Here is a 13414-nt window from a genome sequence, read left to right as displayed (position 1 = left end):
TGACAACACCCCACAATTTCTTTAAAGCTTAATTGATATTAATTTTAATTCTGTCATTTCTTCGATTGCATATTGAATTCCTTCCCTACCCATTCCACTTTCTTTCACACCACCATATGGCATATGGTCCACTCGGAATGTGGGTATTTCATTTATCATGACTCCGCCTACCTCTAATTCTTTCGCTGCCCAAAATGCTTTATTTATATCTTTCGTATATACACCTGCTTGTAAACCATACTTGGAATTATTCACCTCTTTAACCACCTCATTAAAATGGGTGAACGAATTGATCGTAACAATCGGTGCAAATACTTCCTCACATGAAACCCTCACATGTTGAGGAGCATGAAGAATGACAGTTGGCTGTAACATTCCATCTTCTACTTGCCCACCATGTTGAAGAATAGCCCCCTGTTCCACCGCTTCGTCAATCCAGGATTGAACTCTCTTTATTTCTTTAGGTGAAATTAAGGCAGATACGTCGGTATTTTTGGATAATGGATCTCCTAAAGTTAAGGACTTTACTTCATTTATAAATGCATCAATAAACTTTTCATAAATGCTTGCTTCAACATAAATACGTTGAACAGATATGCAAACTTGGCCTTGGTAAGCAAAGGCTCCTTTTACAATCCTGCCAATATTCTCCTCAATATTTGTATCCTCATCCACAATAACCGCTGAGTTAGAGCCTAGCTCGAGCGTTACCTTCTTTAACCCCGCTTTTTGACGAATAGCCGCTCCTACTTTCGGGCTTCCTGTAAAGGTAACCATCTTTACTTCATCGCTTGTAATTAAGGTATCACCGAGCTTACTTCCCCTTCCTGTCACAACATTTAGAACACCATCTGGAAGACCGGCACGATCAAATAACGCTGCAATTTTATAGGCTGATAAAGGGGTTTGGCTAGCAGGCTTCAAAACAATCGAATTTCCTGCAGCAATCGCAGGACCCACTTTATGTGCAACTAAGTTCATAGGAAAATTAAACGGTGTAATGGCCGCAATCACACCTAGAGGCTCTCTTACAGTATAGGCAATTCGATTTTCGCCTCCTGGAGCAGCATCCATTGGAAGTGATTGACCGTATAGTCTTCTTGCCTCTTGAGCAGCGAAGGTATAGGTCATAATGGTTCTATCTACTTCCGTTAACGCATCCTTCAATGGTTTAGCTGCTTCTTTTGCAATCAGCTCCGCACATTCCTCTTTTTCTTCCTTCATCATTTGCACCACTCGTTCTAAGATTTCGGCACGTTTATACGCGGGCATCCTCTTAAATTGTGTGAAAGCAGTGCTTGCTGCTTCAATCGCTAACTTCACATGCTGCTCCTCACCAAGAGCCACCTTACCGATCACTTTATTCGAATAGGGTGAAAGAAGTGTTTGATAGCTGTCAGTTGATGTTTCTTTCCCATTAATCCAAAGGTGTTGAGTCATGAAAATCTCCTCCTTTAATCTGGGCTGCTAAATTAGAGAGCCGGATACTTATTCAATGTTCTGTACTAATGCCACACCATTTCACGAGCATTTGAGCGTAAACTTCAGCACATTGAAACATGTTCTCTAACTCTATATACTCATCGCTGTCATGTGCTACTTCCGTTGTGCCTGGTCCAAATATAACAACTGGAATATGACCCGCCTTCCATAATATCCCTCCATCAGTCCCCCATGGAGATGCTTGAATTATAGGTTGAGTATGGAGCATATCTTGATAACTGCTTGTAAGCGCTAACAAAAGTTCATGCCCCTCAGGTAAATCACTAGATTGCCAGTGACCTCCAAACCATTCTAATTCTGGGGGATTCTTTTTAAACCAGGAATCGTCTTCACCTAAAGCGTCTATTTTTTCACGTAACTCTTTCTTTACTTTATCCCCTTGTTCACTTGGTGCGACCCCAATTCTTCCTTCTACAGAAACTAAATCAGGGACGGACGAAGGCCATTCACCACCATATATCTTGCCAATATTAATTGGAACAGGTATAGGAATACCGTTATATAAAGGATCGCTAATACGATCATTTCTTGTTTTCTCTAACTCTTCAAGAGACTCTATTACTTTATAAGCCTTTTCTATCGCACTTACACCTTCATATCGTGTGCCACCATGAGCACTTTTCCCTTTCACTTTTATTCGAAACCACATTGAACCTTGTTGTTTCGGAAAGAGCTTTAAATTTGTAGGCTCAGGAATAAGAGCACCATCCGCTTTATACCCTCTCAAAACGGTTGCTAGTGTCCCTGTACCACCACTTTCTTCTTCAATAACGCTTTGAAAAATGACATCACCTTTTAAACGAATCTGAAGATGTTTTAATGCTTCAATTGCTAATAATAACGATACCGTTCCCCCTTTCATATCTGTTGTTCCTCTTCCGTAGCATTTGCCATTTATAATTTCTGGAGAAAACGGGGGATTCGTCCAGTTTGATCGATCACCTTCTGGGACAACATCTATATGGCTATTTAATATGATCGATTTTCCTCCACCAGACCCTTTCCAAATGGCTACAACATTTGGTTGATCTTGAAAATCTTTACGGTCACATGAAAAAAATTCATGGTCCTTTACTTCGTTAACATCAATATCAAAAATATCTAATGTCAAGCCAAGCTCTCTGCATTTTTCTATAATAACAGCTTGTGCTTTCTGCTCATTCCCTCTTACAGACTCTTCCCCTATAAGCTTTTTGAGTAATTGTATTCCATTATTTTGATTTTGTCGTACCCAGTTATTAATACGTTCTTGAATGGTCACTCGTTCTCCTCCTTTCAACTATCATTTCTTTTTATTAAGTTGTTAGAAATCATTAAAGTCGCATTTGTTCTTTGCCTAACTTCTTCTATCGAAAAAGGATGAAAAAGCTCCACCAATTTAAACCCTTCTTCACAAATTTCATAAACACCCATTTCGGTTATCACCATATCCACGCACTGTTTAGCCGTTAAGGGTAATGTACATGTTGTGACTAGCTTACTTTCACCCTTTTTATTGCATTGGGACATTAAAATAATGACCTTTTTCGCTCTTGAAGCTAACTCAGTGGCTCCCCCCATACCAGGAACTTTTTTTCCTGGAATAATCCAGTTTGCTAAGTCACCTTGACTGCTTACTTGAAGAGCACCTAGCACGGACATATCAATATGACGATTTCGAATGATGGCAAAAGCCTCCGCACTATCACAATAGGAACCACCATGCTGCAACGTAACTGGAAATCCACCTGCATTACATAAATTCTCTTCTTCTTCCCCTCTTGCAGGTGAAGGCCCCAATCCAATCACTCCGTTCTCTCCATGAAAAAACACTCTTCTTTCAGGAGGTAAATAATTCGGAATGAAGGAGGGGATTCCAATACCTAGATTGACAATCATCCTGTTTTGAATTTCTTCTGCAGCTCGTTTTGCTAGTTTATATTTCCATCCATCTCCCACATCCATTTCCAGTTCACCCCTTTCGTCCGAATAATAGAGTTAACAAAAACCCCAGAGGTAATAATATGTTCGGGGTTTAATTCCCCACTTTCGACAATCTCTTCTACTTCAGCAATGGTGTACTTTCCAGCCATTGCAACAAGGGGATTTGTATTTCTTGCGCTCATTTCATAAGTGATATTCCCAAAATGATCCGCCTGTTTTCCATAAATAATGGATACATCGGCTGTTAAAGGTGTTTCCACTAAACAAGACGTTCCATTCACCATTATTTTTTCTTTCCCTATCGATAATAAAGGGTCATCTACTCCAATCTGAGTAATGATTCCCTCCAAACCCACTCCTCCTGCTCTAATACGCTCAGCTAATATTCCTTGAGGCGAAAATTCAATGTCAAGCTCACCACTCTCTCGCATCGTACCAGCAATTGGATTAGACCCAATATGCGAAGCAATGACTTTTTTGACTCTTCGATTGGCAATCAACTTCCCGATCCCTATAGAAGGAAATCCTGTATCATTCCCAATAATCGTCAAGTCTTTAATACCTAGCTCTAATATAAATTCAATCAGTGAAGGAGGGGAACCGACTCCTCCGAAGCCCCCAAACATTAACGTCATTCCATCATTAAATACTTTGCTAAGATCTTTTAACTCACACACTTTCTCCCATCCATTCATTTCAATTCCCCTTTTTCTTAAGCTTGAATGATTTCTTTTTCAAATGCCTCAATGACAGAATATAGCCTGTGATATAATTCTTTAATTTCACTACTTTTTATCGTTAAGGGTGGAGCAACTAAAATGGCCGTCCCGCTTTTACCATCTAATCCAGCTCCTGCAGGGTATATAAGTAGCCCTTCTTTTTCTGCAATAGCAACTAGACGAGGTGTCCATTCACTTGGCAATGGCTGGTGATCTTGTCCATTAATGAATTCAAGCCCAAATAACATTCCCTTCCCTCTTACATCACCAATCAATGAAAACCTTTCTTTTAATAAATTTAAATAATGGAGGAGCTCTTTACTTTTCGTTGGTACGTTTTCTAAGATTTTCTCATTATCAATTAATTGCAGTACGGCTAATGCAGCAGTTGCTGACAATGGATTAGCACTATACGTATGACCGCTCATCAAAACTCTGCTTCCTGTTTGAATTTCTTTAATAATATTATTAGACACTAACGTTGCCGCAATCGGTGAATAACCTGCTGATAAACCCTTTCCTATTGCAACAATATCTGCCTCTACACCCCAATCCTCAATCGCTAAAAAACTCCCCGTTCTGCCACAGCCTGTCATCACTTCATCAACAATAAACAGCAGATTGTGTTTGTCACAAATTTCTTTAATACGTTGATAATAGTCTTTTGTTGGAACAATCGCTCCACCAGCAGCACCAATAATTGGCTCTGCAATAAAAGCGGCAATGTTATCAGATCCAATTCTTTCAATCATTAAATCCAGTTGGTTAGCACATTTCAATTGACAGTTTGGATACTCTAGGTCAAATGGACACCGATAACAATATGGCGGCTCTAGTACTGGACGCTCTTCTAAATGACTTTCAAAACGCTCTCTTCTAACAGAATGACCAGACATACTTAGTGCACCCATAGTGATCCCGTGATAGCTTAACCAGCGTGATAAGATAATTTTTTTCCCTTTCCTCCCTTTCTCTTGCCAATATTGAATAGCAATTTTCATCGCTGTTTCGACCGCTTCTGAACCACTATTAACAAAAAAGCAATACGGCGTCTGTGGTGCTTTTTTTGCCAGCAGTTCGGCAAGGGCTTCCGCAGGTTCATTCGTAAATTGCGAACGGTAAACAAAAGCAATTTTATTTCCTTGTAGGCTCATTTTAGAAATGATTTCTTCCATCCCGTGACCAATATTCGCCGTAACAGCTCCTGAACATGCGTCTAGATAATCTTTTCCATTTTTGTCAAATACATAGACCCCTTTTCCATAATCCACTAAAGGGTAATTCTTATCTAGAAACGGTTTTATTAAATATGAACGGGACATAGAATCCCTCCTAAGCATATTAAATGCAATTATTCTTTTAATTCATATCTATGTAAGGAATTCCGAAATCTTTCTTACTTGAAAATCTCTTTTCAAAAAACATGAAAAGTCCGACTCCTGTAACTAGAGTCGGACCTTTCAACTTAATGATTGACTGATTCAAGCATTTTCTTATTTTCTAGTTTATTAATCATGTCTCTTGCAATCCAAACGCCACATGCACCCGCCTGTGCGAGCCCACGTGTAATTCCAGCTCCATCCCCTCCAACATACAAGCCTGAAATTTCAGTTTCAAAACGATTATTCAATTTGGGGCGTGCTGAATAAAACTTTGCCTCTACTCCATAAAATAACGTATGTTCAGAGGCAATACCAGGTGTAACATGGTCCAATGCTTCTGTCATTTCAATTAAACTTTTCATTGTATTGTATGGAAGAACTAGTCCTAAATCTCCTGGAACGGCTTCTTTTAAAGTTGGTTCTAAAAACCCTTCTTGAATACGTTTTACGGTTGACCTTCTTCCTTTTAAAATGTCTCCATATTTTTGGACAATAAGTCCACCATTTGATAAGCGATTGGCTAATGTGGATACTTCATGCGCATATTCATTCGGTTGATCGAACGGATCTGAAAAAGTATGAGAAACGAGCAACGCAAAATTGGTATTCTCACTTCCTAAAGTTGGGTCTTTATAAGCATGTCCATTTGCTAACATGGTACCTGAATGATTTTCCACTACAACATGTCCTGAAGGGTTACTACAAAATGTACGGACCTTTGTACCAACCGATGTATTATAGACAAACTTGCCTTCATAAAGGTGAGTATTAATTTCCTCCATGACAATATCAGAAGTTTCAACTCTCACACCAATATCTACTTGGTTGTTTAACATTCTTAATCGTCTTTTCTTTAATAGCTTTGCAAGCCATGTTGAGCCATCACGCCCTGGAGCAACCATCACTTTTTTAGCATATAAATTCGTTCCGTCTTTTAACGTAATTCCTTTCATTGTGTACTTTCTATCAGCATCCTTCTCTGTTAGAAAGTCCTCTACTTCTGTTTTAAACGTCATTTCGACCTTATCTTTTAAATATTCATAAATATTTTTCAAAATTTCTAGGTTCTGTTCTGTGCCAAGGTGCCTAACTTGTGCTCTTAACAATTTTAATCCTGCAGCGTACCCTCTTTTTTCAATATCTCGTACTTCAGGAGTTAAAGGGTCTGTTATATTCTCTGTTGCACCGTGTTGTAAATTAATCTGGTCAACGTATCTTATTAACTCTTCGACCTTTGAGTTTGGTAAATAATCGGTCATCCAACCTCCAAACTCACTTGTAATATTAAACTTTCCGTCAGAATAGGCACCTGCTCCACCAAAGCCGTTCGTAATTGAGCAGGCTGGGAGACAACCTGCAAATTCCTTCCGCCCTACTGCTGGAGGACATTTTTCAATCTTTTTTTGCAATATCGGGCAATTTCTCCTATAAATATCATGTCCTTTATCTACTAATAACACTTTAGCATTAGGTAATTTTAACGTCATTTCATAGCTGGCAAAAATTCCAGCAGGTCCAGCTCCAACAATAATCACATCATATTCGGTTCTCATCATCCATTACCTCTTTTCGTGTTTTACTAACCACAACGGTAAATATATCAAAATATCAAGACGATTACAACCATTTTCCGAACTTTTATTATTTATCATATATAATCGTTCGGTAATAACACTCATTCCCTCCTCTTATTTTCTTCGATATTTCGACAGAGCCAGAGAAATTTTTCAAATATTTTGTAGATAAATATGACTACTACCTGCATAATAATGTTAGAATTATTACAACTTTACAAAAGGGGGAATTATGTGAAAATAGTAAACTTCTCTTTTTTATCAAAAAGAAAAAAACCTTCTAACCTGAAAAGTGAACAAAAATCATGGGTAAAGCCTTTTCGCCTTTACCGAACGATTCGAGGGAAGGTAATCCTTTCTTTTGTTTTTCTTTCTTTCGTATTAATTGGGATTGCTTTTACGTTTAATGCCAACATGACCAAGCTAGATAATGAAATGAATACCCTTTTAGAAAGAGATGTGGAGGTTCAAAACCAATTGGCATTCCTGAACTCCTCGCTGTTAAATATTGAAACAGGTGCAAGAGGATATGTCATTACAGGAAATGAAGAATTTTTAGAACCATATGTAAAAGGAAAAGAGTCGATTCCTGAACATTTTCTTTTTCTTGAACGTACCTATTCTGGTCAAGAAGAGCAGTCGGATAGGTTAGGGAAGATCCAAACTAATTTTAATTTATGGATAAAGTGGATTGACCGCGTTGTAGACAAACGAAAGGCAGGATTTGCTAAAGAGGCACAAGAAATTGTTTCTACTGGACAAGGTAAAAAATACATGGATTCAATTGGTACATACGTAGAATTAATTGTTGAGGACCAATTATTAACGACGGACACACGGATTACAGAACTTAAAGATCAAGTAGCACTATCAAAAAATGTAACGGTCAGTTTAGCCATAGTTGCTAGTATACTTTCCATTATTTTTGCCATTATCCTATCCATAACGATTACTCGAAATACGAACAAAATCAGCTCGTCTATTTTAGAGATTGCTAATGCTGGTGGAGATTTAACGAAACGAATTAAAGTAACGTCAAAGGATGAGCTTGCTAAACTAGCAGATGATACGAATTTACTTATTGAAGGAATTGGAAAGCTTGTTTATGAAGTATCATTTATGGCTGAAAACGTCTCAGCCAGCTCAGAACAGCTTTTAGCATCAGCTGAGGAAACAACCAAAACCATTGTTTCCATAGCAGAAACTTCTACTCAGATTGCTGCTGGTAGTGAGGAAACGACAAACAAAATGACTGACTCTCTAGATAAAATGCAGGCGCTTGAAGAAGCTGCAACAACCCTTTCCAAAAATGCTGAGGTCGTTAAAAGCTCAGCACTTAATACGAAGGAAGCAGCTGAGGTAGGAAGCGATTCAGTAAATAGCTCTTCTGCAAAAATGATGAACATCGAAGAAATGATGGCAAACACATCAGATACTGTAAAAGCACTAGGCAAAAAGTCGGAAGAAATCACCTCCATTATTAAAACTATTACAGAAATTTCAGAACAAACCAATTTACTGGCATTAAATGCTGCAATTGAAGCAGCTAGAGCAGGAGAACATGGTCGAGGGTTTGCTGTTGTAGCAGATGAGGTCAGAAAGCTTGCTGAGCAGTCACAAGGAGCCGCAAGGGAAGTCACTAAAATTGTCTATTCGATACAAGAGGAAGTAACAAAAATTATCGAGCAAAACCGCGAAGGTGTAAAAGAAGTCATTTCCGGAGTGGAAACATCTAATGAGACGATTAACTCACTAGAGAGGATTTTATCTCACTCAACCTCAACATTTGATGTCATGGATGAAATGGTTCAACAAATCCATCATACCTTGACATTAAGCAATGAAGTTGCTTCATCCTTCACGTATGTAAATGAAATTGCTTCAAGCACAGCATTAAACACTGAAACGACCGCTGCCGCTTCTGAAGAGGGATCTGCTGCAATGGAACAGATCACCGCATCTGCTTCAGAATTATCCATTCAAGCTGAAAAATTACGTGATGTAGTGGGGAATTTTAAAATTTAAGAAAATTTATTTATTGTAGTCTAAAAGGCATTGCTTGTAAGCAATGCCTTTTTTGAGTTACTTTATCACTACATTTTTTTTATAGGGTTTAATATTCTTCCTTCCGTTAACAGAGCAAATGACAACATACCCGTCAACTTACGTATCTTTATCTAGGGAAGAAGCACACTGCCCCAATAATGATAAGTAAGATAAATAACACCACAATTAACGCGAAACCGTTATTAAATCCGCCGCAGCATGGATAACTATAAGTCGGGTATTCAGGGCAACAATGATCATAGCCTCCGTAATACATAGAACTCACTCCTCAAGTGTTTTGTTTTAATACATTACTACACTATGATAAATGCCCGATTTGTGTCTGTGCATTTGCCCAAATATTTTCTCTCTCTTCTAACGGTATTACAATGATAATACGAAAAATGCTAGTCTAAAAAATGATAGCAATATTTTTTTTCACTTCAATGCGATTCATGAAATACCATAACCGTATCGTCAATCAAACATTTTTTTGTATTCAGAATACCCTTCTTCCTCAAGACGATCTTTAGGAATGAACCTCAATGCTGCAGAATTGATACAATATCGAAGTCCACCTGATTCTTTTGGACCATCATCAAATACATGGCCAAGGTGAGAATCTGCTGTTTTACTTCTCACTTCTGTTCGAATCATGAAATGGCTAAAATCCTTTTTTTCAACGATTTCTTCGTCTTTAATTCCTTTCGAAAAACTCGGCCAGCCACAATGGGCATCAAATTTATCTTTCGAACTAAATAACGGAGTTCCAGAAACAATATCGACGTATATTCCCTCTTCAAAATGATTATAAAATTCATTTCGAAAAGCCGGTTCCGTTCCGTTGTTTTGCGTTACTTCATACTGCACGGGTGTTAGTTTTGTTTTTAATTGTTCTTTATTCTTATTCACTTCTCATTCCCCCAATGCGATTCAATAAAGTGCTTTCTTCCTGAACCTTCAAAATAAGCGTTATACCGCGTTGAATTCTTTTTATAATACCCTTGGTGATAACCCTCTGCTTGATAAAACGGTTTGGCTGGAAGAATCTCTGTTACAATCGGTTTTGAAAAAATGCCCTTCTCTATCAAGTTCTTTTTGGATTGTTCTGCTATTTGCTTTTGCTCTTCAGTATGATAGAAGATGGCTGTTTTATAGGAATGACCACGATCAAAAAACTGTCCACCAGGATCTGTTGGATCGATAAGTTGCCAATATGTTTCAACTAACTTTGCGTAAGGATAGATGGACGGATCAAAAGTAATTTGGACCGCTTCATAATGACCGGTAAGATTGGTACATACTTGTTCATAGGTTGGATTTTCAATCTCTCCACCTGTGTAACCTGATACAACAGATTGGATCCCTGGTTGCTCATCGAACGGTTTTACCATACACCAAAAACAACCTCCGGCAAATGTAGCCTGCTGGCTCTTTTGAGTTGTCACGATACTCACCCTTTCTAAGGTATATTCATACTCTTCCCTTAGTAAAAGATTCTAACGTGTTTTGTGCTATTCGTAAAAGAAATTGCTTACTACCTTCTGTTTCGTCTACTCTTTTTACTTCGTTGCTTCCACACTTTTTTCTCGTCTAGCTGTGCACGTAAATCGCTTTTTCTTTTATTGAATTCCTGTTCTTTTTGAAGTTTTCGATAGCTTTGAAAGCGTTGTTGTTCAAGCGTTCCATTTTCAATTGCTTCTAAAACAGCACATCCATGCTCTTTAACATGCTGACAATTTCGAAAGAAACAACGACTTGATAACGTTTCTATATCTTCAAACCCTACCTCTAAACCAGATTTCCCTTCCCAAATTTGAATCTCTCTCATTCCTGGTGTATCAATTACAGCCGTTCCATTCTGTAAATAAAATAGCTCTCTAACCGTTGTTGTATGTTTTCCTTTCCCATCCTTATCTCTGATCTCCAAAGTTTTTTGAACATTGTCACCCATTAAATAATTGACGATTGTCGATTTACCTACTCCAGATGAACCGACGAAGGCAACGGTCTTTTCCGGTTGTAAATAAGGCTCAAGTTTTTCCAGCCCCCAGCCCTCTTGACAGCTAAGGGGAATAATGTCGGCTTGTTTTGATAGTGTGTTTAGGTCAGCCATCACCTTTGCAATGGATGAACATAAATCACCTTTTGATAAAAGGAAAACAGGGGCTGCCCCACTTTCATGTGCTAGCATCAAATATCTTTCCAGCCTTCTTACATTTATATCCTCATTTAAGGATGACACAATAAACAGTGTATCAACATTTGTTGCAATGATTTGTTCTTTACATTCACTTCCTGCTTTCATTCTCGAGAATTTACTCGTTCGTGGATGTACGGAAGTAATAAATCCGAAATCATCGCTGCCCATTTCGCATGTCACCCAATCGCCAATTGCTGGGTAACTGTTCGAATCTAGATGCTGATAATAAAATTTCCCCGGTAGTTTACAATTGATTTCCTCGTCTCCAACTAATACTTTATAGACTTGTTTCATTTCTTTAATTACTCGGCCCGTTACAGTTCGATTTGATTCATTCTTTACATTCATTCTATTCTGATTATTTTTTTCCATCGTTTTCCTCCATAATAAAAAATCCATAGGCGTTTACACGTCCCATGGATTTTCATCATGTCAGTCATTCAATAGTAGCAATGATTAAAAAGCCATCCGTAAAGGAAGGGACGTGTTATAGTCGATAAACATCTGTTGTTGAGTGAATTGAATATGCATTTTTCTCATAACACAACACCTTCCTTCTTCAATAATTAAATTCATTATCCTATATTTCGAGAATAATTGCAAGGGATATTTTGTACATTCACCCATTTTTTGTCCTTTGCATATTGTATTGACGTAACAACTATAGAATGGAGGTTTGACTTTGAACTACTCACACAAATATTTAGAAAAAGCAGCCTTTTATGATTTGTTAGCTCATTATTATAAATATACAGATCCAAACAAACACATCCATTATTATCAAAAACATTTAGATAATATGAACAAAGCCCTTCAATCACCGCGCTCCGAGATGACACAGTATGCTCATTTACCCGCATATGTTCGTTTCCTTCATGCCTCTCCTGACTCGATGAATGTAGATGTATTTGTAAACGGCAAAAAGGTTCTTAAAAATATAGCTTTTAAAGAAGTTAGTGATTATTTAACTTTCCCTACTGGAAAATATCACATTGATATTTACCCAACTGGCGATTCTGTAACTACTATTATTAGTAAAAAAATAGCTGTCGAAGAAGGTAAAATTTACACTTACACCATCCTTGGAACTAGTGAAAAACTACAGCTATTACCTTATGAGGATAAGCCTAGAGTACATCCAAACGAAACAAAAATTCGTTCCATCCACTTATCACCAGATGCACCTGCCGTAGATATTGCTGTTAAAGGAGGAGATGTCGTATTTCCAAATATTTCGTTTAAACAAGCCACCGACTACTTACCACTTTCCCCAATGCCCGTTGACTTAGAAGCAAGAATAGCAGGAACAAACACCGTTGCTCTTTCAATCCCTACTCTTACTCTAAGGCCAAATGAAAGCTACACCGTTCTTATCGTTGGTTTCGTTGACGGTGAACCACCATTAGAATCACTTGTAATAAAAGGATAGACAAAACGAGCTTATGCTCATAGCTAAGCTCGTTTTCCTCTCTAAGGTTGAACGGTCTTATCTGATACATATAACATAAATGAAATTTGATCCGTGGCTAAATCAAATGTTTTAGCATGCACGCTTAAGCCACTTTTTAATTTCATTTCTGTCAATGCAACGTAAATGGACTCTTCATTTGGTTGAATTTTGACCCATTCAGGCAATTTATATGAATCACGAATAAACTTCAACACATAAGGAACGGGCAAATTAATCGTCCCTAAAGAAATCGTTTTCTGTTTTAATATTAAATCGCCATTGCTTAATACCTGAGGTTCAAACGTCATTTTTAAATCGATACTTCCAGTGAAAACGGCCATTGTTCCATATAGTTCAATTTGATCCGTTAACTTCACTGAATAGTCAATCGGTCCATTTAAATGGTTCTCATTTATATATAAATCGATCAAATTCGTTAGATTTTCTTTATTGGTCGTCAATTCTAAAGGAATATCTTCTTTCTCCCTATCAATTTGCTTATAGACAATGTCATCATCCTCGATGGGTTTAAAAAGGAAAGAAAATATCACAATTAAGACAATAAGCACGAAAACCAATAATGTGAAAAAAGCTAATTTCCACCTATTTTTCAT

The 13414-nt window shown here is 37.7% G+C and carries 13 protein-coding genes; 2 read left to right on the top strand and 11 right to left on the bottom strand.

The window, feature by feature from the left end; all coding sequences use genetic code 11:
• Positions 1–21: 21 nt before the first annotated feature.
• The 6 genes from WAK64_RS09610 to WAK64_RS09585 all read right to left on the bottom strand — a co-directional run bounded on the left by WAK64_RS09610 (position 22) and on the right by WAK64_RS09585 (position 7080).
• Positions 22–1440 carry an aldehyde dehydrogenase family protein gene (locus WAK64_RS09610; RefSeq protein WP_336586745.1) on the bottom strand — a complete coding sequence of 473 codons (1419 nt, stop codon included), beginning with the start codon at positions 1438–1440 and terminating at the stop codon, positions 22–24.
• Positions 1441–1492: 52 nt separating this feature from the next.
• On the bottom strand, positions 1493–2764 hold the full coding sequence (locus tag WAK64_RS09605) for a peptidase (protein WP_336586744.1): 1272 nt from the start codon (positions 2762–2764) through the stop codon (positions 1493–1495).
• 14 nt (positions 2765–2778) lie between these two features.
• Positions 2779–3447, bottom strand: coding sequence for a 3-oxoacid CoA-transferase subunit B (locus WAK64_RS09600; RefSeq protein WP_336586743.1), 669 nt, complete (start codon positions 3445–3447; stop codon positions 2779–2781).
• Positions 3414–4121 (bottom strand): CoA transferase subunit A, encoded by a 708-nt coding sequence (locus WAK64_RS09595; protein WP_336586742.1) that lies wholly within the window; start codon positions 4119–4121, stop codon positions 3414–3416. Before WAK64_RS09595 ends, WAK64_RS09600 begins: the two co-directional genes overlap by 34 nt.
• Before the next feature lie 17 nt (positions 4122–4138).
• Positions 4139–5467: an aspartate aminotransferase family protein gene (locus WAK64_RS09590; protein WP_336586741.1), complete on the bottom strand. Its 1329-nt coding sequence runs from the start codon at positions 5465–5467 to the stop codon at positions 4139–4141.
• A 143-nt stretch (positions 5468–5610) separates the two neighbouring features.
• The gene (locus WAK64_RS09585; protein WP_336586790.1) at positions 5611–7080 is read right to left on the bottom strand and encodes an NAD(P)/FAD-dependent oxidoreductase; all 1470 of its coding nucleotides are present in this window, start codon (positions 7078–7080) and stop codon (positions 5611–5613) included.
• Between the two features lie 255 nt (positions 7081–7335).
• Between WAK64_RS09585 and WAK64_RS09580 the strand changes: the two genes are divergently transcribed.
• Positions 7336–9126 (top strand): methyl-accepting chemotaxis protein, encoded by a 1791-nt coding sequence (locus WAK64_RS09580; protein ID WP_336586740.1) that lies wholly within the window; start codon positions 7336–7338, stop codon positions 9124–9126.
• Between the two features lie 148 nt (positions 9127–9274).
• Here the strand turns inward: WAK64_RS09580 and WAK64_RS09575 are convergent, their stop codons facing one another.
• From WAK64_RS09575 to rsgA, 4 genes are all read right to left on the bottom strand, one after another.
• A complete protein-coding gene (locus WAK64_RS09575) occupies positions 9275–9424 on the bottom strand; it encodes a YjcZ family sporulation protein (protein ID WP_336586739.1) in 150 nt (49 codons plus the stop codon).
• A gap of 200 nt (positions 9425–9624) precedes the next feature.
• Positions 9625–10059, bottom strand: coding sequence for a peptide-methionine (R)-S-oxide reductase MsrB (msrB, locus tag WAK64_RS09570; RefSeq protein ID WP_336586738.1), 435 nt, complete (start codon positions 10057–10059; stop codon positions 9625–9627).
• Positions 10056–10541 carry a peptide-methionine (S)-S-oxide reductase MsrA gene (gene msrA / locus WAK64_RS09565; RefSeq protein ID WP_419465928.1) on the bottom strand — a complete coding sequence of 162 codons (486 nt, stop codon included), beginning with the start codon at positions 10539–10541 and terminating at the stop codon, positions 10056–10058. Before msrA ends, msrB begins: the two co-directional genes overlap by 4 nt.
• A gap of 143 nt (positions 10542–10684) precedes the next feature.
• A complete protein-coding gene (rsgA, locus tag WAK64_RS09560) occupies positions 10685–11722 on the bottom strand; it encodes a ribosome small subunit-dependent GTPase A (protein ID WP_336586736.1) in 1038 nt (345 codons plus the stop codon).
• Positions 11723–12032: 310 nt separating this feature from the next.
• On the opposite strand from rsgA, the gene WAK64_RS09555 reads away from it, so the two are divergent.
• On the top strand, positions 12033–12779 hold the full coding sequence (locus tag WAK64_RS09555; protein WP_336586735.1) for a DUF4397 domain-containing protein: 747 nt from the start codon (positions 12033–12035) through the stop codon (positions 12777–12779).
• 41 nt (positions 12780–12820) lie between these two features.
• Here the strand turns inward: WAK64_RS09555 and WAK64_RS09550 are convergent, their stop codons facing one another.
• Positions 12821–13414 carry a YpmS family protein gene (locus WAK64_RS09550; protein WP_336586734.1) on the bottom strand — a complete coding sequence of 198 codons (594 nt, stop codon included), beginning with the start codon at positions 13412–13414 and terminating at the stop codon, positions 12821–12823.

Source organism: Bacillus spongiae, from assembly GCF_037120725.1.
Lineage (GTDB): Bacteria > Bacillota > Bacilli > Bacillales > Bacillaceae_K > Bacillus_CI > Bacillus_CI spongiae.
Note: the sequence above shows the minus strand (reverse complement) of the source record. Positions and strands in the feature narration are given on the sequence as shown.